Origin of the sequence: Flavobacterium sp. (assembly GCF_049318325.1) — a bacterium.
GTDB lineage: Bacteria > Bacteroidota > Bacteroidia > Flavobacteriales > Flavobacteriaceae > Flavobacterium.
The window spans coordinates 46,010-68,792 of the sequence record NZ_JBMOGQ010000001.1; the positions used below are offsets into that span (position 1 = coordinate 46,010).

The following is a 22,783-nucleotide window of genomic DNA, read 5'->3' on the forward strand; positions in this document are numbered from 1 at the left end:
TTTATTTAGAAGAAGTTTCTATCTGAAATATTTTCTCTATCCATTCGATACTTTCATCCACCATAGTAGTATCATCTTTTAAATGACTAGCAAAATGATTGGTGATTTTTTGTATGATTCTGGCACTAATTAGTTCGGCTTGAGCTTCATCAAAATTAGATAACTTTTTTCTTTGAACACTTAATTCTGACTCTTTAATTGAATTGAGCTTTTTCTTCAAAGCATGAATGGTAGGGGCAAATTTTCTTTGCTTGGTCCATGCCATGAAATCATCCATAATTTCTTCAATGATAACTTCTGCTGCCGGAATATGTTTTTTACGATTTTCTAATGTTTCATCTGTAATTTGTGATAAATGATCCATATGAACTAAAGTAACACCATCAACAGTTGTTACGTTTTCGTTTACATTTTTAGGTATCGATAAATCTAAAATCAATAGTGGCTTTTTTAGATTTAAAATAGCTTTATCTACTGTCGGGTTCTGAGCGCCAGTTGCTACAACTAATACATCCGCTTTTTGAATTTCTAATTGTAAATCGGAATAATCTTTTACTACTAAATCAAGTTTACGTGCCAATCGTTCCGCTTTGTCTTTAGTACGATTAATAAGCGTTATTTGTTCGTGCTTGGTGTGTTTAACTAAATTCTCGCACGTATTTCTACCGATTTTTCCTGTGCCGAAAAGTAAAATGTTTTTATTGGCAATATCATCAACATGGCTAAAAATATACCGAACGGATGCAAAAGAAACAGAGGTTGCTCCAGTAGAAATTTCCGTTTCATTTTTAATTCTTTTACTAGTTTGTATAACCGAATTGACCAACCGCTCTATAAAAGCATTCACCAAATTCATCGATTTACTTTCTGTAAAAGCGGATTTAATTTGACTAATGATTTCGAAATCACCAAGAATTTGACTATCCAAACCAGTTCCAACGCGAAACATGTAGCGAACAGCTTCTTGATTTTTATAAATGTAAGCCACTTTTTGAAAATCTTCAACCGTACCTTGACTATTATCGCAAAGTAGTTTGATTAATTGAAAAGGGTGTTGAGCAAAACCATAAATTTCAGTACGATTACAGGTAGAAGTAACAAGTAATGATTCGATACCTTCTTGTTGCGCCTGCTTTAAAACATTCTTCTTTCCTACATCATCTAGGCTGAATTTTCCCCTAATATCAGCATCAGCCTTCTTATAACTTAAGCCAACCACATAAAAAGTACTATGTTTCGAGATATTTCCGTTTTCCATTTTTGCTCTTTACCTAAAAGAGGAACAAAGTTATCGTTATGCTTTTTACAAAAACAACGCTAAAAGAACTTTTTATATCGCTGTGAGTTATTTTTACAAGCGATTGTGTTTTTGTCGTTATTTCTTTTAAATTTGCACTGAAATCAAGTAGTTTTTTAGTTCTTATGTAGATTTATTCTAAATAAAATATTTTAAATACTTACTTATATATTTTCAAAAAATATCGCTATGGGTTCTAAAGAAATAATAATAATTGAAAATGATTTTACCCTAATTCGTTTTCAAAATGATACTGATGAAATTTCTACATTTCAAAGTCCGGTTAATATGGGATTAATTCAGTTTCATTTTGGACTAAAAGGAAGTGCAAAGTTTATCTTTAACAATGGTAATTATACATTAGATTTAAATGAAGAGAAGTGCTTATTGTTTTATAATCCAGAAAAAGAATTACCACTTAATGTTGAAATTGCGCCAAAATCTTGGTTAATAACAATACTGGTTTCTATTAAAAAGTTTCATGGTTTGTTTACAACCAATGCAGAACACATTCCTTTTTTGAGTCAAGAAAACAAAGACAAGAAGTACTATAACGAAAGTGACGTGAGTCCATCGATGGCGATTGTATTAAATCAAATGTTTCATTATAATCTTAATCCTTCTATAAAAAATCTATACTACAAAGGCAAAGGGTATGAATTGCTAAGTCTGTTTTTTAACCGTAACGAGGATCCAAATGCAGAGCAATGTCCGTTCTTGATAGATGAAGAAAATGTATTAAAAATTAAAAAAGCAAAAGAAATTATAATTGCCAATATGGCCGAACCTCCGAGTTTAGAATCGCTAGCCAATCAAGTAGGGTTAAACTTGAAAAAATTAAAAATGGGTTTCAAACAAATTTATGGCGATACCGTTTACGGATTTCTTTTTGATTATAAAATGGAGTATGCGCGTCAATTATTAGATTCTGGTTCCTATAATGTAAACGAAGTAGGATTAAAAATTGGATACAGCACCGGCAGTCATTTTATTGCAGCATTTAAGAAAAAATTCGCTACAACACCAAAGAAGTATTTAATGTCAATGAGTCAAAACAATTAATAAAGTTATTACTTAAAAAAACCAAAATGAAAGGAGTATTATTAGTTAATCTGGGATCGCCAGAAAGTCCAACTGCAAAAGATGTAAAGCCATATTTAGATGAATTTTTAATGGATAAATACGTGATTGACGTACCATTTTTACTGCGCGCTTTATTAGTACGTGGTATCATTCTTCAAACGCGTCCCAAAAAATCGGCGGAAGCGTATAGTAGAATTTGGACTGAAGAAGGTTCGCCTTTAATTGTGATATCCAAAAAAATGCACAAAAAAGTACAAAATTTAGTTGACATTCCTGTAGCCTTAGCCATGCGATATGGAACTATTACTATTAAAAAAGGCTTGCAAGAATTAAAAGATAAAGGCGTAACCGAAGTGATGCTTTTGCCTTTATATCCACAACATGCTATGGCATCAACCACAACTATTTTGGTATTGGCTGAAGAATTGCGTCAACAATTTTTCCCGGAAATGAAATTCACAATTGTACCTGCATTTTACAACAAACCTGATTATATCAAAGCTTTATCCAATTCGATTAAAAAACATTTAGAGGGTTTTGAATACGACCATTTATTGTTTTCGTATCATGGCATACCGAAACGTCATATTCGAAAAACCGATATAACTAAGTCTCATTGTAAAATGGACCGATCTTGTTGCAATACGCCATCACCAGCTCATGAGTTTTGCTACAGTCACCAGTGCTATGAAACCACTAAACAAGTAGTGAAACAATTAGGAATTCCAGAAGGAAAATACAGCCAAACCTTTCAATCACGATTGGCTGGCGACAAATGGCTAACACCTTATACTGATGTTGAAATTAACAAAATGCCCGAGCAAGGAATCAAGAAACTAGCTGTGGTGACTCCGGCTTTTGTTTCTGATTGTTTAGAAACATTAGAAGAAATAGCCATGGAAGCCAACGAACAGTTTTTGCATCATGGCGGTGAGGAATTTTTTGCCATTCCGTGTATGAATGATGAAGACGAATGGTGTCAAGTAGTGGCGAATTGGGTTAAAGATTGGCAGAAAAGTTAGTAATGGAACTCTACAACTACATAAAATCATTACATCTCATCTTTGTCATAACATGGTTTGCTGGTTTGTTTTACATTGTTCGATTGTTTGTATATCAAATTGAAGCCAAAGACAAACCTTCACCTGAAAAAGAAATTCTGCAAAAACAATATAAAATAATGACGTATCGACTTTGGTATATCATTACGTGGCCGAGTGCAGTTTTAGCAGTTTTTTTTGCCCTTTGGTTGATGATTATAATGCCTGCTTGGTTGCAAATGCCCTGGATGCAGGTCAAATTAGGATTTGTAGTTTTACTGATTGCCTATCAAATAAAGTGTCATCTTATTTATAAAGAATTACAAAACGATATTTTTAATTATTCGTCCAACTTTATGCGGTTGTGGAATGAAGGTGCTACAATTATATTGTTTGCCGTGGTTTTTTTAGTAATTTTAAAAAATGCTTTCAATTGGATTTATGGCGTAATCGGAATTATTCTGTTTTCGATTTTAATTATGTTAGGATTTAAATTTTACAAACGAATAAGAGAAAAAAAGTAATAAGGTAAAAGCCAATAGGCAATAGTGGAAAACCCTAATGCCTAATGCCTAATGCCTAATGCCTAAAAATATGCTCAACGGCTTCAAAATGTCAATGCTTTCCCTTCGTATTAGGATTTTCCTATCGATGATAATATTGATATTAATTGCTTCTATTTTGATGGCTTCCATTTCGATTATACAGTTTAAAAATGAAGCCAAAGACTATCATCAAAAAAGGTTAGACCAAAAAGAATTCGCCATAAAAGAACATATCAATTATGTACTTACAAACACAACCTATCCGCTTACAGAGAAAAATCTACCGCTGATTTTTAAAGATAAAATCCATGAATTGGCAGATATTCATAACCTTGAAATAAATATTTATGGGTTAAATGGGAAGTTGTTAAAATCTTCCAAAGCTTCCTTTTCTGTTGATAAAGTGGCACCACCGATTCCAAATTATGTCCTGAAACTTGTTCAGTCGTCTGTCGAGAAAAGATATGTTGACATTAAGACTATAAATGGATTAAAAAACCGGTCTTCTTATAGTCAAATCAAAGATGATAAATTCAAACCTCTGGGAATTTTGAATATTCCGTATGTTGAAGATGATGGCTTCTATGAAACTGAATTGCAACAATTTTTGCTTCGTTTGAGCCAAGTGTATTCTTTTATGCTGATAATAGCTTTTGCTTTGGCCTATTTTCTTGCTAGTTATATAACCAAATCACTAAAGACTATTTCAGATAAAATCAATGAAACAAGTTTGAACCAAAAGAACGAGAAAATCGTTATTGAAGCCAATAGCCGTGAAATTAATTCATTGATTAACGCTTACAATAAAATGGTAGATAAACTGGAAGATAGTGCCACTATGCTTGCACAAAGTGAACGTGAACAGGCTTGGCGCGAAATGGCAAAACAAGTAGCCCATGAAATCAAAAATCCGTTAACGCCTATGCGTTTGACTGTACAAAGTTTCCAGCGAAAATTTGATGCCAATGACCCCGAATTAAAACAAAAACTCAACGATTATTCTAAAACATTGATTCAACAAATTGATACGATGAGCGCCGTGGCTTCGGCTTTTTCAAACTTTGCCTCTATGCCTGCTCAACAAAATGAAACGCTTAATGTGGTGCAAGTTGTAGAATTGGCCTTGGATATTTTCAATGAAGATTTTATTGTTTTCAAAAGCAATAAAGAATATGTAATTTCTAAAATCGACAGAACACAACTAATTCGTATTATCACTAATTTGGTTAAAAATGCTATTCAATCGATTCCGGATGAACAGGAAGAAAAAAAAGTTTTGGTTTCGGTTAACGAAGTAGAAAACGATGTGATCATTACAGTTGAAGACAACGGTATTGGTATTGAATCAAACAATATTGAACACATTTTTGAACCTAAATTTACCACAAAAACCAGCGGAATGGGATTGGGTTTAGGAATTATCAAAAACATTATAGAAAATTACAAAGGAACTATTACATTTGAAACTGAACTCGGTAAAGGAACAACGTTCTTTGTTTCGTTGCCCATTGTTAAATAAAAACATTATTACTATGAACTTTGAAAACATACTTGTTGCTATAGAAAACGGAATTGGGCTAATCACCATTAATCGCCCGGCAAAATTAAACGCGCTTAATGTGGCGACCATTCAGGAATTACATGACGCTTTTGAAAATCTGGAAAGTAATTCTGATGTAAGAGTTATTATCATCATCGGAGAAGGCGAAAAAGCTTTTGTAGCAGGAGCTGATATTTCAGAGTTTGCAAGTTTTACAGTAGAAGAAGGTGCGCAATTAGCAGCTCAAGGACAAGAATTACTTTTTGATTTTGTTGAAAACCTGAAAAAACCAGTAATCGCTGCTGTAAATGGTTTTGCCCTTGGTGGTGGATTGGAATTAGCGATGGCATGTCATTTCAGAATCGCCTCTGATAATGCAAAAATGGGTTTGCCTGAAGTTTCACTTGGTGTAATTCCGGGTTATGGTGGAACACAACGTTTGCCACAACTTATTGGAAAAGGTCGAGCTATGGAATTGATAATGACTGCTGGGATGATAGATGCTGAAACAGCAAAAACATATGGTTTAGTAAATCATGTGGTGCCACAATCAGAACTTTTAGATTTTACAAGAGGCATTGCTGCTAAAATTATACGTAATTCACCATTTGCCATTGGCAGAGCCATAAAAGCAATTAATGCCAACTTCAAAGACGGTGTAAATGGTTTTGAAACCGAAATCAGAAACTTTGGGAAATGTTTTGAAACCGAAGATTTTAAAGAAGGTACCTCGGCCTTTTTGGAAAAAAGAAAAGCTGAGTTTTCAGGAAAATAGTTAGCCCTTAGTCTCAGAAGTGTAGTTGTAAACTGCGACTGCAAACTGAACACTATTTCTCACCTTCCCATTCGGCATAAAATTGCGAAAGGAAATTTTCCATGTATTGATGTCGTGCTTCTGCTATTTTTTTGCCTGAAGGCGTATTCATTTTGTCTTTTAGTAATAATAACTTTTCATAAAAGTGATTCAATGTTGGTGAATTCGAATTTTTATATTCCTCTTTAGACATATTGAGATTTGGCGCAATAGAAGGATTATAAAGCGCTCTGTTTTTAAAGCCCCCGTAATTGAATGTTCTTGCAATTCCAATGGCGCCAATAGCATCTAACCGATCGGCATCCTGAACAATTTCAAGTTCTTTTGAGCTAAATTTGTTTTCAAAATTTCCGCCTTTAAACGAAATGTTTTCAATGATATTTATGACGTGATTAATCGTCTCCTCAAAAACATTTTCACTTTCTAAAAAAGCTCTGGCTGTTTTGGGGCCAATCGTCTCGTCTCCATCGTGAAATTTACTGTCGGCAATATCATGAAATAGCGCGCCAAGTTTTACAACCATTATATCGCAATCTTCTTCTTTAGCAATTAAAATTGAATTTTTGTAGACCCGTTCAATGTGAAACCAATCGTGTCCGCCTTCTGCATTTTCTAATTTTTCTTTAACAAAATGAATTGTTTTATCAATTATTGACATGCTTGATTTATTTAAAAAATCCTCTCTTTTCAGAAAGGATTTAAGTTTATGTTCCTTGCCTGTAGGCAGATAGGTGTTCTCTTTTTTATCCGCTACGCTCCATAGAATTCGGCTACGCCTCTGGTCTATTATCTAATCATAGCTGGTTCAACCCATTTGAAAATTGTTGATTCTGCTGGAATTACTAATCTTTCAGAAACTTTTGCCATTCTGGCTGGTAATTTCATTAGGTAATCTCTCGCTTTTTCTGCTTCGTCTGACAAACCAGAAAGTTTATCTATTTCCCATTTTTCAATTAACTTTTGCATAATATCAACATAATCAGCAGCTGTATAAACGCCAATTCGTTGGGCAGAGTCTGAAAAATTTAAAAAGGCAGAACTTATTTTTTCTCCTGATTCTCTTAAGAATTGAGCTGGCATAACTATTTTTTGCTTCATCATATAATTAAATGCCAATAGCATTTCGCTTGGGTCAACTTTAAAAATTTGGCTTACAAATTCGCTATAAGCATGATGATGACGCATTTCATCTCCCGCAATCATTTTACAGATTTTTGATAATTTCTTGTCGCCATATTGTTTGGCAATTTGTGAAACTCTATTGTGTGAAATGTAAGTTGCCAACTCCTGAAAACTCGTATAAACAAAATTTTTGTAGGGATCACGCCCTGTACCTATATCAAATCCGTCAGCAATTAAATGCTGCGTTGTAATTTCAACTTCACGCATGTTTACACGCCCAGATAAATACAAGTATTTATTTAACAAATCCCCATGACGATTTTCTTCTCCCGTCCACTGACGCACCCATTTGCTCCAAGGGTTATTTTCAACCTGACCAACGCCATCAACATCCATCAACCAGGATTCGTAGGTTGGTAAAGCTTCTTCGGTAATGGTGTCGCCTACTAGTGTTACCCAAAAATCGTAGGGTAAATCTTTGGCAATTTCTCTAAGTTCTTTTACTTCTTCAAAGAAATTTTCATCTTCAGAATTAGGCAAAAAATCCGATGGTTGCCATATTGTTTCTACTGGAATCAAATATTCTTCCATGAAACCTTCTACTTTATTTTCCAGAAATTGCATTACTTCTAGACGAATATTCTTTATAGACATTGTTTAATTTTTAATTGATTGGATTACTGCTTTTTCTGTTTTCTGCATCAATTCTTCAAAAGGAAAGTCTTTTACAGCAATCGCTTCATGAATTATAAATTGTAGATGATTACCTAAACCCATTGGGAAAGCTCCAAATTTAACCATTTTCCATGAATTATTAATAGTAATTGGCACAACATATGCCGAAGGTGCATATTTACATAAGATTTTTAAACCGCTTTGGGCAAATTCTTTTGGTCTCCCGTCTTTACTTCTTGTTCCTTCCGGGAATATTACAGCGGAACGTTTATGCTTTTCAATGTATTCCGATAGTTCTTTTATAAGTGGAATGGCTTGTTTTGGGTCTTTCCTATCAATAAGAATAGAACCGCCATGACGAAGATTATAGGAAACACTTGGAATGCCTTTTCCTAATTCTTTCTTGCTCACAAACTTGGCGTGAAAACGACGCAAATACCAAATAATTCCGATGATATCATAAAGGCTTTGATGATTTAAAACAAAGATTATCGGGACATTTTTTGGAATAGTATCTCTATTTTTAAACGTATATCTTGTTCCTAAAATATTAGTGCATTTGGTCAAAAAAAAATTTAAATAGTCAACACTTTTTTTATGCGCCTGATAACCAAAAACATTTAAACAAATCCATTGAATAGGATGGAAAATAACCAATGATAATCCAAAAAAAAGATAAAATAAGACCGAAATTGGATATGAAATAAGCTTTTCCATGATTTAAAAATAGATAACAAAAGTATAAAAAATCAAAAGGAAGAAGAATAATAAGATAAGAAAAAACGTTTTTAAAATTTTGTGAAAATGTACACTTTTTGTATACCTATAGTTTGCCTAACGCTGTTACCTTTACAATCTGTTTAATCTAGGTCAAAAGAATCGAAATAATTTGTTCAAAACTCCTCCGATTTGTATCCATTAACATCAAAAAAAGCATTATTTTTATGCCACAAAATTTATAAAAAATGAGTTCAGAAAAAGACGCCAAATTAAAAGCATTACAATTAACACTTGATAAATTAGATAAAGCTTACGGTAAAGGAACCGTAATGAAAATGGGTGACAAAGCCGTTGAAGAAGTTGAAGTAATTCCTTCTGGATCGCTTGGTTTAGATTTAGCATTAGGGGTAAATGGTTATCCAAAAGGAAGAGTTATAGAGATTTATGGCCCGGAATCTTCAGGAAAAACAACCTTAACATTGCACGCCATTGCCGAAGCACAAAAAGCGGGTGGAATTGCCGCTTTTATTGATGCTGAACATGCTTTCGATAGAAATTATGCAGAGAAATTAGGCGTTGATATTGAGAATTTAATCATTTCTCAACCTGACAATGGAGAACAAGCCTTAGAAATTGCAGAAAACTTAATCCGTTCTGGTGCTATTGACATTGTGGTTATCGACTCGGTTGCAGCATTGACTCCAAAAAGTGAAATCGAAGGCGAAATGGGAGATTCAAAAATGGGATTACACGCTCGTTTGATGTCGCAAGCATTAAGAAAATTAACGGGGACAATTAGCAAGACAAATTGTACCGTATTTTTCATTAATCAGTTGAGAGAAAAAATCGGAGTGATGTTTGGTAACCCAGAAACTACAACCGGTGGGAATGCTTTAAAATTCTATGCTTCTGTCCGTTTAGACATTCGTCGTTCATCACAAATTAAAGATGGTGAAAATGTAATTGGAAATAGAACCAAAGTTAAAGTGGTAAAAAATAAAGTAGCACCGCCATTCAAAACCGCAGAATTTGATATAATGTATGGCGAAGGCGTTTCAAAAACAGGCGAAATTCTTGATTTAGCCGTTGAATTTGAAATCATCAAAAAGGCAGGATCTTGGTTTAGCTATGGTGACACAAAACTTGGGCAAGGAAGAGACGCAGTTAAAGTATTGATAAAAGACAATCCAGAATTAGCTGATGAACTAGAACAAAAAATAAAAGATCATATTAAAGAAAGTAATTCTTAATAAACTATAACATCCCATTAAAATTTTAACGGGATGTTTTTTTTTGTAACTTAACGCAACCTTTTTTGTAAAAAAAAGTATACTAACATAATTTTTATATCATGAGAAAAAAAATAATCTTCCTTTTAGCCCTGTTTTTTATATTAAATTCTTGTACTCCTGGTGACGATACCCAATACTCCTTTAAATTTATGCCTATAGAAAGTGTAGACATTCCTGCTGAGTTTACATTAGGGGAAACTTATCCTATTACTGTTCATTATACAGTACCTACAAGTTGCTATTATTTTAGCTCATTGTATTATGATAAAGATTTAAACATAAGAACAATTGCTATTGAAAATGCTATAGCACAAAGAAATAATTGTCAGGATTTGAGTGCTGCTGATGGGGCAAATACCCATACTTTTAATTTTTATGTGACTAGTAATGGTTCCTATATTTTTAAATTTTATCAAGGAAAAGACGACCAAGGAAATGATATTTTTCTAGAGTATGAAGTTCCTGTGACAAATTAAATAACAATCCATTTTTGAAAATTGAATTTAAATCAACCCTTAAATGATTGCAAAAAAAGCACAGAAAAACACATGCTTACTAGTAATATCGGGAAAAAGTTGCTAAATCCGGGACGCTTTTTTATGAATTATAATCTTGCAGTTGCTTTAATATAATGCTGTGAACTTGGACTTTAATGGTCTTTTTAAAATCTGCAGATTGATTTTTAGTGTCGATAAAATAATGAATTTTCACACGCATCAAACCAGGACTTCCACTGAAAAAAGTATAAGAAAAGTGCTTTTTGTTATCGGCAAAAGTAAGTGGGACAACCGGAATATGGTGGTCAATTGCTAATCGGAAAGCGCCATCTTTAAATTCATCCAATACTATAGATTCATCATCAGGGACACCTCCTTCGGGAAAAATACAAATGCTCAATCCTTGATTTAGTCTTTTTTGAGCTCTTTCAAAAACAGCCATTCTACTTTTTGAACTACTCCTATCTACCAAAATACAAGTCCGTTTATAGAAAAATCCGAAAAGCGGAATCTTAGCCAATTCTTTTTTGCCGACAAAAACAAAAGGGTTTTTTACCACAGAAAGCATTAGCATAATATCGGTCATCGAAGTGTGATTGGCAACAAACATATAACTTTTGCCTTCTATGATTTCTTCTTCTTTTTCTAATTTTACTCTGAAACCCATACCAAATAAAATGACTTTAGCCCAAATTCGAGCCATCACAAAAAAATAGGGATACCATTTTTCTTTAAGAATGGAAATAAAAAGAAACGGGAACATAACGATTATGGGAATCGCCATTAATACATAAAACCAAATCCGATAAAGTGACCAAAAAACAATTTTCAATACTCTCATATTGTCAAATGTAATGAAAGGTATGCAATTTTTAATACAAAGGTTTAACTTTGCGGTTGAAATAAAATTACCATGGCAAAAATACTAACCGGAATTCAAAGCACAGGAACGCCCCATTTAGGAAACTTATTAGGTGCCATTTTGCCCGCTATTGAACTGTCAAAAAATCCAAGTAACGAGTCGTTTCTATTTATTGCAGATTTGCATTCGATTACCCAAATAAAAAACGGAGATGAGCTTCGTCAAAATACGTATAGTACCGCTTCAGTTTGGTTAGCTTGTGGATTGGATGTCAGTAAAGTGATTTTTTATCGTCAGAGCGATGTGGCTCAAACCGCTGAATTGTCATGGTATTTGAGTTGCTTTTTCCCTTTTCAACGTCTGACTTTAGCGCATTCATTCAAAGACAAAGCTGATAGACTTGAAGATGTAAACGCTGGTTTGTTTTCGTATCCAATGCTAATGGCGGCTGATATTTTATTGTATGACGCCAATTTTGTTCCCGTTGGGAAAGACCAATTACAACATATTGAAATTACGCGTGATGTTGCTTCTCGTTTTAATCATCAAATGGGAGAAACATTTGTAATTCCGGAAGCAAAAATAGAAAAAGAAACCATGTATGTTCCCGGAACTGATGGTCAAAAAATGAGTAAATCGCGTGGCAATATCATCAATATATTCTTGGATGATAAAGCGTTGCGCAAACAAATTATGAGCATTGAAACCGATAGCACACCATTAGAAGAACCAAAAAATCCTGATGCCTGTAAAATATTTGGACTTTATAAATTATTGGCAAATGGAGAACAAATTGCACAAATGAAAACCAAATATGCTAATGCTAACAGAGATTTTGGTTACGGTCATGCCAAACAGGAATTGTTTGAGTTAATTGTTGCAAACTTCAAAAACGAAAGAGAAAAATACAATTACTACATGAACAATTGGCCGGAAGTTGATGCTTTGCTAAAACAAGGTGCAGCAAAAGCGGGAATAATTGCAGATGCTGTTTTGAAAAAAGTCAGAGTGAAATTAGGGTTTGAATAAACTTAAATTGCTTCAAACAGTTTCCCTGGTAAAGGTCGAATAACGCCTTTCAATTCCATATTTAATAGTAAAGACGAAATTCGGAAAATCGGAAAATCACATTCGAGAGCAATACTATCTAACAATTGTTTTCCGTTTTGCTGAAGATAATCGTATAATTTTTGTTCGTCGTTATCTAAAGAAACAAACAGTTGTTTTTGAATTACCTTATTGTCATTAGCTCCGCACAGTTCGGCTTTACTTAGGGTCTTAGCTTGCGAATGAATCTCCCAATTCAGAATATAAACCAAATCGGCTGCAGAAGTCATCAAATTAGCACGTTGTGTTTTAATTAAATTATTACATCCTTGACTATATTTATCAGAAGTTCTACCGGGTACCGCAAAGACATCCCGATTGTAATCATTTGCCATAATTGCTGTTATTAGTGAACCTCCTTTTTCAGCACTTTCTATAACAACTGTAGCCTCGCTCATTCCCGCAACGATTCGATTGCGTCGTACAAAGTTCTCTTTATCCGGATTTGAATTGCTCCAAAACTCAGTTAAAAACCCGCCGTTTTCTTCCATTTTGGCAACATATTTCTTGTGTACTTTTGGATAAACTTGATTTAAACCATGCGCCAAAACCCCGATAGTTTGCAACTTATTTTCCATAGCTGCTTGGTGCGCTACAATATCAACTCCATAGGCAAATCCGCTAACGATTATTGGATTAAAAATGGCTAAATCTTCGATAAGTTTTTTACAAAAATCTACTCCATGTGAAGTAACTTCTCGAGTGCCAACGATGCTGATTATTTTTCTATTTTCGAAATTTAAATTCCCCGAGCCAAAAAGCAAAACCGGCCCGTCTATGCAATGTTTTAACTTGTTAGGATAATCGTCATTTTGGTAATACAAAATGGTTATTTTCTGTTTTTCAATAAATCGCAATTCCTGTTCGGCTTTTTCAAAAATGGTTTTATCCTTGAGGTTTTTAATTAAAACCCCGCCAATTCCGTCAATTGATTTTAATGATTGTGATTTGGAATTAAAAACATTTTCGGCTGAACCGCAATGATTTATAAGTTTTTTGGCAACAATATCTCCAACGCCTTCTACTTTCAATAGTGCCAAAATATTAAAAAGTTCTGTTGGATTCATGTGCTTATTTTACTACAAAAATAATTATTTTTTATTGGGATTGTTAATAAATTTTGTGAATAATTTTTTTATAGTTCTATTGTTTATCTAAATTTGTCCATATGAAGATTGAACAATACATTTCCCAATTATTATATCGTTATCAGTGTGTTACCGTACCAGGATTTGGTGCGTTTCTGACTGAATTTCAGACGGCACAATTGGACGAAAACTCCCATTCGTTTTATCCTCCAAAAAAGATGGTGTCTTTTAATCCGTTTATCAAAAATAATGATGGATTATTGGCAAACCATTTAGCACAAGCAGAAAAAATATCCTATGAAATTGCGGTAAATATTATTCAGAATGAAGTATCGCATTGGAAAACTAAAATCCACGAATTCGGCAGTTTCTCTGTAAAAAATGTTGGTGATTTTTCATTGAATTCGGAGAATAATATAGTCTTTGTACCTATTGATCAAATCAATTATCTTACAGCATCTTTCGGGCTGAGTTCCTTTGTTTCTCCAGCTGTAAAAAGAGAAGTTTATAAAGAAGAAGTTGAGCAACTCGAAGAAAAAGCGCCAGTTATTTTCACACCAGAGAAAAGAAGGAATTATAGTGTTTTAAAATATGCTGCTGTTTTCTTGTTATCAGCCGGAATTACAGGAACTGTTGGTTACAAATATTACGAAAACAAAATTGCGCAAGAAACACTTATTGTAGAAACCAATGTTCAGAAAAAGGTAAATCAAAAAATTCAGGAAGCAACTTTTTATATTTCAAATCCGTTGCCAGCTGTTACGTTAACGGTTCCTGAAGAAAAACTACCTTACTCTGTTGTTGCGGGTGCTTTTAGAATAGAAAGCAACGCTGAAGAACAATATCAAAGACTGCTTGAATTAGGCTTTAAAAAAGCTAAAAGATTAGCCCCTAACAAGCATGGATTATTTCCTGTAGTTTACGGAAGTTATTCTACCTACTCAGAAGCTCATAAAGCTATGAAGAATATTCAAAAGTTAGACAATAAAGCAGCTTGGCTTTTGGTTGATGAATTATAAAAAAATCTCAATTTCTCGATATTTTTTGTTTTCAGTAAGTACCTTTGCAAAAAAAGTATGAATCCAAAACATCCTTCTGAATCGTTAACCATTTTAACCGATGTGGTTTTACCAGGCGAAACCAATCCTTTAAATAATCTTTTTGGTGGCGAATTGTTAGCCCGGATGGATAGAGCTGCCAGTATTGCTGCCAGAAGACATTCGCGGAGAATTACCGTTACTGCTTCTGTTAATCATGTAGCTTTTAATCGTGCCATTCCTTTAGGTAGTGTAGTGACTATTGAAGCTAAAGTTTCCCGTGCTTTTACATCGTCAATGGAAATCTTTTTGGATGTTTGGATAGAGGATAGAGAATCTGGAATCAAAACCAAAGCGAATGAAGCTATTTATACTTTTGTAGCCGTAAATGAAACTGGAAATCCTGTAAGTGTTCCGCCTATAATCCCTGAAACAGAACTTGAGAAAGAACGTTATGATGCTGCTTTGCGCAGAAAGCAATTGAGTTTAGTCTTAGCCGGAAAAATGAATCCAAACGATGCGACCGAATTGAAAGCATTGTTTATGTAATAATAACCAACTATTTTCTGTACATTATCAATAAAAAAATAGCCTCAAGTGGCTATTTTTATGTTTAGTTTTACATATTATACAACCAACTGGCCGGATTATTATAAGTCGTATTTTGAAGAATTAAGAATTTCAAAATCGTTTTTCCTGTATCGCCATTGGTTCTGATTTTACCTATACTTTGCTTGGTAGAAACTTTGTCGCCAACGCTTACATTAACACTAATTAAGTTTTGGTATACCGTGAAATAATCTCCATGCTGAATAAAGACAGCAATATTCAAAGGCGATAATTTAATTACTTTGGTGACTTCTCCTCCAAAAACTGCTCTTGCTGAAGCTCCGTTTTCTGTAGTAATTTCAACGCCACTATTGTGAACTGTAAGTGTTCTATATACCGGATGTGGTTGGTCACCATAGGGTAAAGAAACAGCTCCTTTTTCAACAGGCCAAGGTAATTTGCCTTTATTAGCTCTGAAATTATTCGCAACCAATTGCCCTTCGGATGTCAATACAATTTTTGCTGAAGATTCAACGGCTTTTGTTGATTCAGTCGTGGTTGTTTTTGGATTGGCTTTTGCTTTAGCCGCAGCTGTTTTCTTATTGGCTGCAGCAATTGTTTCGCGAATTAATTTTTGAATTTGCGCATCAATTTTTTTGGTTTCCTGTTGTTTCTTTTTAATCTCAGCGATGATTTTGCCTTTTTGCTTTTGTATCTGACTTGCTATTTTTTCTTGCTCCTTTTTCTCTTTAACTAATTCTTTTTTTTCATTCTCGTTTTCAGCAATTAGTTTTTCCTTTTCCGTTTTTTGAACTACAATTTTATTGGTATATCCAACCAATTGCTTAGTTTTTCCTTCTATTTCCTGGCCTTGCATTTTTCTATAGCTTGCATATTGCTTCATATACTGTGCTCTTTTGTAGGCCTGCAAAAAGTTTTCAGAAGATAATAAAAACATAGCCCTACTTTGTTCAGACCGACTTTTATATGACTTTAAAATCATCGCGGTGTAATCTTTTCTCAGTTGTTCTAGTTCCTTATTAAGTTGGTTAATTTTAATTTGATTAATATATATATCATTACCCAATAACTTGGTTTGTTTTTCGGTTGTTTTTATCAATTTTTCTTTTAATCCTATTTTTTCTTTTTGAATCTGAAGTTGTGTAACCACAGATTTCTCTTTGCTTTTTACCGATTGTAATAATTGTTCTTTCTCCTGAATCTCTAATTGAATTTTAGCTTTACGCTCTTCGAGTTCTTCCTGCGTTGGCGGTTGGCTATACATTTGAATAGTGCAACAGAAGAATAATAAAGTGATAATTAATTTTTGCATCGTTTGAATTTTGCTAATCTATTTAATAAATATTCTATCATATCCATCAGGAACATTGTACGGAAAAGATAAATCTTCGTTGAATGTTTTAGAATTATAATCTATTATGATTGTTGTTTTTTCTTTCTTTTGAAATGCATTTATCGTTAAACTTGTCGGGAAAATACCAGAAACAAAATCTTGAAAATTGGGATAACTCACTTCAAAGCTTCTCTCTTTATCCGGTTGAATAATCTCTTGTTTTTTTAGCAAAAATTTTTCTGCTTCAAAGGAAAAAGATTTTTCGGTTTTGTCTTCTAGAGCATTCAATTTATATAATCTATCTGTTTCTGTAAATGAATAATTTCCACTTGTCAAATCGTCAATTGGTTGTCCAATCAGCATATTTTGTATTTTATTAAAATCTAAATCGGTTCCCAACCATTGACTCAACCCTTCATAATTCCCTTTAAAATAAGTCCCGTTTATTTTTTCATAATAGTTTACTTCATTAGGTGTTATTAATGCTTTTGCCATTGTTATGCCCAATACACGAATGCTAACTAAAATCTTCTCATCCTTCTTTATTTTGACTTCTGCCGAAACACTTTGTGAATCATCTTCGTGTTTGTATTTGGCACTTGCTCTGATATATAATGTTGAAAATTCATTTTTATTACTGTAATGATTTTGAATAATTTTTTCAGAAGTTAAAATATTCTCTTTATTTACAGCCGTTGTTGGTGTTTTTGTATCAACAAATACCGCTTTTGATTTGCATGAACTTAAAAAAATAACGGCGAGAATAAACAATCCTTTTTTCATTATTTTTTTTGTTTTTTTATAAGTTCGTCCGCTTTGGAAAAGTATTTGTCTTTCTTATGTATATCTCCCAAACCTGTATATGCTTCTCCCAATTGAATATTGAAATTAATTTCCAAAGCGTCATCGTCAATTACAAAATCTAAACCCGTTTCTAAAATTGTTGCTGCTTTTTTAAAACTTTTCAGCTGATTGTTTGCTAAACCTCCATAATAATAAAACTGTGGTTGTGTTGGGAAAAGCTCTTTCAAATCATCTGTTTTTTTAGCCAAATCGGCAAATTGCAGATTTTCAGTATACGCTTGTAGTAATAAAAGTTGCGTTTCAATATCTTCTTCAGCATTTTTTAAATGCATATTTAAATACTTAACCGCTTTTTCCCAATTGGATTTTGAAAAATAAAATTTTCCTATTTCTTTAGCTACTTTTACTTCTTTATCATTGTCAAAATAAGAAATGGCTTTGTCTAAATCAGTTTCATATTTTGGATTATTTTTAGTGAAAATTAGAAACTCATTGAGCATTCGGTGCTTAATTTTTGAGTCGATTTTTTTGCTTGGGAACACAATATTCATAGCTTTTGTCGCATTATCTCCATCATTATTATTTAAATAAAACTTAAATAAACTTACTTGCGCCCAATCGGAAGTTGGAATTTCCTTTTCTAGTTTTTGAGCAATTTCTAATGCTTTTTCTTCTTGATTACTTTGCGAATACATGTAAATCAAAGAAATATAATTGGATTCTTCTTTTGGAAATTTTTTAATCTGATCTAATAAATTGAACTTTTCAGCCGATTGGTATTTAGCATCTTTTAAAATATCCGCTTTGTATAATTCGCGTTTATCTGATTTCCCATACTTTGCATTTAATTCGTTTATGAGTTCTAACGCTTTGTCAAATTGCTGGGTGTTCATGTACAATGAAGTCAAATCTTCTTTGTAATCTTCTTTAAATTCTATCAGTTTTTCAACGATTATAATCGCTTGATTATAATCGCGCGTATCATAACAAACGTCATACATTCCAACCCAGGCCCAACGGTTTTTTGGATCCATTTTAGCTGCTTTCTCAAAATTATCATACGCCTCTTTATACTTTTTTTGAGCCAGATAATTTTTGCCTAATTCGAAATAAACTATAGGATTTTCAGGCTCAATTGCTTTCCCTTTTTCTAAAGCTTCAATCGCCTTATCGTAGTTTTCGATGCTTTTTTGTTTAATTGCTTCGTAGAAAAAATCTTCAAATCCATCATCTATCGTAACCACATCGTTTGGTTCATTTTGAGCCAATACAATATTGGGAACTAAAAAAGTCCCGAAAAGTAACAGACAATAAATTGTGATTTTTTTCATTTTTTTATTCTAAAACCGAGTAATCTCCGACACTAATACTTGTGAAATTCCCATCAAAACTAACATGATTCCCAATCATCGCATTATCTAAATGAGCATTTTTTATATGAGAATGATTTTGAACCAAACTGTTTTTTATCTCCGAATTTTGAACGTGACAACCATCTCCCAAAGAAACATTTGGCCCAACATTAGTGTTAATTAAAACTACATTTTTACCAATATAACATGGCGGAATGATGCTTGAATTTTCTAATTTCACATTGTAATCTACTAAATGTTCTCCGTCATTGTGCAAAAATCCGAGCATTCTTGAATTGGTCTCTACCGTAACGTCTTTGTTACCGCAATCCATCCATTCATCTACCTTGCCCGGGACAAATTTCATCCCTTTTGCCATCATTTGTTTAATTCCATCATTAATTTGGTATTCGCCACCGTGAATGATATTGTTATCCAAAACATACTGAAGCTCATCTCTTAAAACGGAAATATTCTTAAAATAGTATATCCCTATAACAGCTAAATCAGAAACAAATGCTGTCGGCTTTTCTACTAATTCTACAATTTCATTGTTTTCATTCAAATTGATTACCCCAAAAGCTTCCGGATGATCCACTTGTTTTACCCAAATAACGCTATCGGCAGTTTTGTCTAAATCAAAATCAGCGCGAATTAATGTATCGGCATACGCAATTACGGCTGGCCCACTCAAAGAATCTTTAGCACACATAATTGCATGACCCGTTCCAAGCGCTTCATTTTGATAGTAAATGGTTCCTTTCGCCCCTAATTTTTGAGCAATAGCAATCAAATCTTCTTCTACTTTTTTTCCAAAACTTTCATGAATGATAAAAGCCACTTCGTCAATTTGCTGATTCAAAACACTGGCAATATCTTCTACTAATCGGTGAACAATTGGTTTCCCGGCAATTGGAATTAATGGTTTTGGGATGGTTAATGTATGTGGTCTTAATCTGGAACCACGACCGGCCATTGGGACTATTATTTTCATTATTTATTGTATTAAGTATAAGACTAAAACACTACTATATTTTTATTTAACTGTTTACTGTGAATGAATAATGAGCGCTATTTCACTCCGGTACTCCCAAATCCGCCTTCTCCACGTGAAGTTTCAGAAAGTTCTTGAACTGAAATCCATTCGGCTCTTTCGTGTTTGGTGATGATTAATTGGGCTATTCTTTCGCCGTTTTCTACGACAAAATTTTCATTGGATAAATTTACTAAAATCACACCAATTTCACCTCGATAATCAGCATCTACTGTTCCGGGTGAATTAAGAACAGTTATTCCTTTTTTTGCCGCCAATCCGCTTCTTGGACGAACTTGCGCTTCATAGCCAATTGGCAATTCAATAAAAAGTCCAGTTTTTACAATAGTTCTTTCTAAAGGTTTTAACTCTATTGGTTCAGTCAAATTTGCTCTTAAATCCATTCCTGCTGAAGCGATGGTTTCATAATTTGGCAAATCGTGTTGTGATTTATTGATGATTCTTATGGTCATTTTATTTTGCTTTTCTTTTTGTGATTCGACGTAATGTTTCCTTTTCACTATAATAAATGAAGTATAAAAACAGGGTTAACAAACCTATTTTTAGAAGATAATTCTCTCTCAGATAAGGAATATAGAATGAGATTGCTGAGAACAAAATAGTCAATCCCAAATAGCTGAAAATTCTATTGAAATCATACGGAATCGGATAGTGATTTTGTCCCCATTTGTAAGAGATAATCATCATACTTCCATAAGCTGCAATAGTGGCAATTGCTGAGCCATAATAACTCATTGACGGAATTAAAAGCCAATTCAAAATCAGTGTTATGGCAGCGCCAATTAATGAAATATAAGCGCCAATTCTGGTCTTATCTATGAGTTTGTACCAAACTGATAGGTTCGAATAAATTCCAAGGAAGAAATTTGCTAAAACAATTAATGGCACCACTTTCATCGCATCCCAATAGTTATCATTAGGTACTAAAACTTGTTTTAATAAATCGGCAAACACTATTACAAATAGACAAATAAACGAACCAAAAATCACAAAATATTTGGTAATGGTGGCATAAGTTTGCTGTGCGTTTTCATTACTTGCATGACTAAAGAAAAACGGTTCGATTCCCAAAGTATAGGCTGTTCTGAAAAGCACCATAAACATTCCTATTTTATAACAGGCTGAATACGCTCCTATTTCAGACATGGGAACGTGCATCCAGTCTAAAAGAATTTTATCAAAATGTTCGTTGATGGCAAAAGCTATTCCTGCAAATAAGATTGGAAGTCCATAAGTCATCATTTTTTTCCAAAGTGCTTTATCAAAGTTCCACGCAATTTTGGTATAATTTGGAATCAATACTAGAAATGTAGTCAAGCTTGACACAATGAAAGAAATAAAAATATACCCAATCTGATAATTTCTGAAATAAATCATACTAAAAATGCCATCGGGATTGTTGGCTACCAATTCGGGTAAAATTGCCAGAAAAAATAAAGTCAATAGTAAACTTATAGAAACATTTCCAATTTTTATTGCAGCATACATTATGGGTTTTCGCTCTGCGCGGAGTTTTGAAAAAGGGATTATTGCCAGAGCATCAAGTGTTAAAATCCAGATGGTATAGGTGATATATTCAACCTTAATATCGGACCAACTGGCTAAGGTATTTCGGAACAGTAATCCTAACACCAAGAATCCTAAGGACGACCAAAAAAGTGAAATTGTCGAGGTGGAAATTACATTCTTCTTATTGTCTTCCGAATTGTAAAACCTGAAAAAAGCTGTTTCCATTCCGTAGGACAAGACCACATTAAAAAAAACCAAGTAGGCAAAAATCACAGAAACTTCTCCCATTTTGCTTTTATCCGGCAAATAAAGCACATAAATCGGATTCAGCACAAAACTGATTAACCTCGGAATAACGGTTGCTAATCCGTAAATTAGGGTTTGTTTAAAGAGATTTTTATAAAGGCTCAATGAGAGTTTGTTTAAGGTATTGAACAAAAATAACTATTAAATTCATTCCAAAAAAAAAGAGCGAACAAATGTTCACTCTTTCTTATCATTTTATTTTTTATTATCCTTTCAATGCTTCGGCTCCACCAACAATCTCTAAGATTTCGTTTGTAATAGCCGCTTGACGCGCTTTGTTATAGGTTAATTTCAATTGGTTTCTCAATTCGGTTGCGTTGTCAGTTGCTTTGTGCATTGCCGTCATACGCGCTCCGTGTTCTGAAGCAAATGAATCTCTGATTGCTTTGTATAATTGAGTTTTCAAAGATTTTGGAATCAATGTTAATACAATTTCTTCTTTTGAAGGTTCAAAAATATAATCTCCTGTTGAAGCTGGAACATCTGATTTAATTGGTGCTAACGGCAAAAATTGTTCGATTTGAACGATTTGTGTTGCGGCATTTTTAAATTGGTTATATACCAATTCAATTTTGTCATACTCACCTGTAACAAATTTTTCAGTTAATGCTTCAGCTATTTCAGCAACTCTTTCAAAAGTGAGTTCGTCAAATATTTCGCTTTTGTTATCAATAACGGTATTTGTTTTTCTTAAGATGTCATTTCCTTTTTTACCAATCGCATAAATATCAACCTGCTTTCCAACATAACTATCCGCAACTTCTTTGGCTTGCTTAATAACGTTGGTGTTAAATGCGCCTGCCAAACCTCTATTAGAGGTTATAACAACAATTAAAACTTTGTTTATTTCGCGTTGCGATGTAAACTCTCCGCCTGCATCTCCCTCTAAAGTAGCGCTTACATTTTGCAAAAGTTCGGTTAATTTTTCGGCATAAGGTCGCATCGCTGTAATAGCATCTTGAGCTTTTTTCAGCTTTGCAGCAGAAACCATTTTCATCGCCGATGTAATTTGCATCGTAGATGAAACTGAACTAATCCGATTACGTATTTCCTTTAAGTTAGCCATAGTAAATTTGAAAATTTAGCTAATTTGAAAATTTGAAAATTAGTAACATCTTCAAATTCTCAAATCTTCA

23 protein-coding genes are annotated in these 22,783 nt (G+C 33.5%); 10 read left to right on the forward strand and 13 right to left on the reverse strand.

Annotated features, from left to right (window positions below):
- Position 1: 1 nt before the first annotated feature.
- Entirely contained in the window at positions 2-1,258 is a 1,257-nt protein-coding gene (gene hemA / locus ACOYLP_RS00205; RefSeq protein ID WP_422854148.1) for a glutamyl-tRNA reductase, read from the reverse strand.
- Between the two features lie 228 nt (positions 1,259-1,486).
- Here hemA and ACOYLP_RS00210 point away from each other — a divergent pair, with 228 nt between their 5' ends.
- The 5 genes from ACOYLP_RS00210 (at position 1,487) to ACOYLP_RS00230 (ending at position 6,280) form a co-directional block, all read left to right on the forward strand.
- Entirely contained in the window at positions 1,487-2,359 is an 873-nt protein-coding gene (locus ACOYLP_RS00210; RefSeq protein WP_422854149.1) for a helix-turn-helix transcriptional regulator, read from the forward strand.
- A 26-nt stretch (positions 2,360-2,385) separates the two neighbouring features.
- Positions 2,386-3,402, forward strand: a complete 1,017-nt coding sequence (hemH, locus tag ACOYLP_RS00215) for a ferrochelatase (RefSeq protein ID WP_422854150.1) — start codon at positions 2,386-2,388, stop codon at positions 3,400-3,402.
- 2 nt (positions 3,403-3,404) lie between these two features.
- Positions 3,405-3,944, forward strand: coding sequence for a CopD family protein (locus ACOYLP_RS00220; protein ID WP_422854236.1), 540 nt, complete (start codon positions 3,405-3,407; stop codon positions 3,942-3,944).
- Positions 3,945-4,014: 70 nt separating this feature from the next.
- Positions 4,015-5,484: a sensor histidine kinase gene (locus ACOYLP_RS00225; RefSeq protein WP_422854151.1), complete on the forward strand. Its 1,470-nt coding sequence runs from the start codon at positions 4,015-4,017 to the stop codon at positions 5,482-5,484.
- A gap of 13 nt (positions 5,485-5,497) precedes the next feature.
- Entirely contained in the window at positions 5,498-6,280 is a 783-nt protein-coding gene (locus ACOYLP_RS00230; RefSeq protein WP_422854152.1) for an enoyl-CoA hydratase/isomerase family protein, read from the forward strand.
- A gap of 52 nt (positions 6,281-6,332) precedes the next feature.
- On the opposite strand, the gene ACOYLP_RS00235 is transcribed toward ACOYLP_RS00230, so the two are convergent.
- The 3 genes from ACOYLP_RS00235 to ACOYLP_RS00245 form a co-directional block, all read right to left on the reverse strand.
- Positions 6,333-6,977 (reverse strand): HD domain-containing protein, encoded by a 645-nt coding sequence (locus ACOYLP_RS00235; RefSeq protein ID WP_422854153.1) that lies wholly within the window; start codon positions 6,975-6,977, stop codon positions 6,333-6,335.
- A 128-nt stretch (positions 6,978-7,105) separates the two neighbouring features.
- A complete protein-coding gene (locus ACOYLP_RS00240; RefSeq protein ID WP_422854154.1) occupies positions 7,106-8,095 on the reverse strand; it encodes an acyl-ACP desaturase in 990 nt (329 codons plus the stop codon).
- Between the two features lie 3 nt (positions 8,096-8,098).
- Positions 8,099-8,833, reverse strand: a complete 735-nt coding sequence (locus ACOYLP_RS00245) for a lysophospholipid acyltransferase family protein (RefSeq protein WP_422854155.1) — start codon at positions 8,831-8,833, stop codon at positions 8,099-8,101.
- A gap of 248 nt (positions 8,834-9,081) precedes the next feature.
- On the opposite strand from ACOYLP_RS00245, the gene recA reads away from it, so the two are divergent.
- A complete protein-coding gene (gene recA, locus ACOYLP_RS00250; RefSeq protein WP_422854156.1) occupies positions 9,082-10,086 on the forward strand; it encodes a recombinase RecA in 1,005 nt (334 codons plus the stop codon).
- Positions 10,087-10,187: 101 nt separating this feature from the next.
- The gene (locus ACOYLP_RS00255; protein ID WP_422854157.1) at positions 10,188-10,604 is read left to right on the forward strand and encodes a hypothetical protein; all 417 of its coding nucleotides are present in this window, start codon (positions 10,188-10,190) and stop codon (positions 10,602-10,604) included.
- Positions 10,605-10,725: 121 nt separating this feature from the next.
- Here the strand turns inward: ACOYLP_RS00255 and ACOYLP_RS00260 are convergent, their stop codons facing one another.
- Positions 10,726-11,466 (reverse strand): lysophospholipid acyltransferase family protein, encoded by a 741-nt coding sequence (locus tag ACOYLP_RS00260; RefSeq protein ID WP_422854158.1) that lies wholly within the window; start codon positions 11,464-11,466, stop codon positions 10,726-10,728.
- Positions 11,467-11,538: 72 nt separating this feature from the next.
- On the opposite strand from ACOYLP_RS00260, the gene trpS reads away from it, so the two are divergent.
- Entirely contained in the window at positions 11,539-12,516 is a 978-nt protein-coding gene (gene trpS, locus ACOYLP_RS00265) for a tryptophan--tRNA ligase (protein WP_422854159.1), read from the forward strand.
- Positions 12,517-12,518: 2 nt separating this feature from the next.
- On the opposite strand, the gene dprA is transcribed toward trpS, so the two are convergent.
- On the reverse strand, positions 12,519-13,661 hold the full coding sequence (gene dprA, locus ACOYLP_RS00270; RefSeq protein WP_422854160.1) for a DNA-processing protein DprA: 1,143 nt from the start codon (positions 13,659-13,661) through the stop codon (positions 12,519-12,521).
- Positions 13,662-13,762: 101 nt separating this feature from the next.
- On the opposite strand from dprA, the gene ACOYLP_RS00275 reads away from it, so the two are divergent.
- Positions 13,763-14,701, forward strand: coding sequence for an SPOR domain-containing protein (locus ACOYLP_RS00275; RefSeq protein ID WP_422854161.1), 939 nt, complete (start codon positions 13,763-13,765; stop codon positions 14,699-14,701).
- Between the two features lie 57 nt (positions 14,702-14,758).
- Positions 14,759-15,268 carry an acyl-CoA thioesterase gene (locus tag ACOYLP_RS00280; RefSeq protein WP_422854162.1) on the forward strand — a complete coding sequence of 170 codons (510 nt, stop codon included), beginning with the start codon at positions 14,759-14,761 and terminating at the stop codon, positions 15,266-15,268.
- Between the two features lie 70 nt (positions 15,269-15,338).
- Here the strand turns inward: ACOYLP_RS00280 and ACOYLP_RS00285 are convergent, their stop codons facing one another.
- From ACOYLP_RS00285 to atpG, 7 genes are all read right to left on the reverse strand, one after another.
- Positions 15,339-16,601: a murein hydrolase activator EnvC family protein gene (locus ACOYLP_RS00285; protein WP_422854163.1), complete on the reverse strand. Its 1,263-nt coding sequence runs from the start codon at positions 16,599-16,601 to the stop codon at positions 15,339-15,341.
- A gap of 18 nt (positions 16,602-16,619) precedes the next feature.
- On the reverse strand, positions 16,620-17,405 hold the full coding sequence (locus ACOYLP_RS00290; protein WP_422854164.1) for a DUF4292 domain-containing protein: 786 nt from the start codon (positions 17,403-17,405) through the stop codon (positions 16,620-16,622).
- Positions 17,405-18,757 carry a tetratricopeptide repeat protein gene (locus ACOYLP_RS00295; protein WP_422854165.1) on the reverse strand — a complete coding sequence of 451 codons (1,353 nt, stop codon included), beginning with the start codon at positions 18,755-18,757 and terminating at the stop codon, positions 17,405-17,407. Before ACOYLP_RS00295 ends, ACOYLP_RS00290 begins: the two co-directional genes overlap by 1 nt.
- A gap of 4 nt (positions 18,758-18,761) precedes the next feature.
- A complete protein-coding gene (locus ACOYLP_RS00300; protein ID WP_422854166.1) occupies positions 18,762-19,772 on the reverse strand; it encodes a sugar phosphate nucleotidyltransferase in 1,011 nt (336 codons plus the stop codon).
- A 77-nt stretch (positions 19,773-19,849) separates the two neighbouring features.
- A complete protein-coding gene (gene dut / locus ACOYLP_RS00305; RefSeq protein WP_422854167.1) occupies positions 19,850-20,284 on the reverse strand; it encodes a dUTP diphosphatase in 435 nt (144 codons plus the stop codon).
- A 1-nt stretch (position 20,285) separates the two neighbouring features.
- Positions 20,286-21,752 carry a polysaccharide biosynthesis C-terminal domain-containing protein gene (locus ACOYLP_RS00310; RefSeq protein WP_422854168.1) on the reverse strand — a complete coding sequence of 489 codons (1,467 nt, stop codon included), beginning with the start codon at positions 21,750-21,752 and terminating at the stop codon, positions 20,286-20,288.
- Between the two features lie 100 nt (positions 21,753-21,852).
- Complete coding sequence (gene atpG / locus ACOYLP_RS00315) at positions 21,853-22,713, reverse strand: ATP synthase F1 subunit gamma (protein WP_422854169.1); 861 nt, start codon at positions 22,711-22,713, stop codon at positions 21,853-21,855.
- Positions 22,714-22,783: the final 70 nt, after the last annotated feature.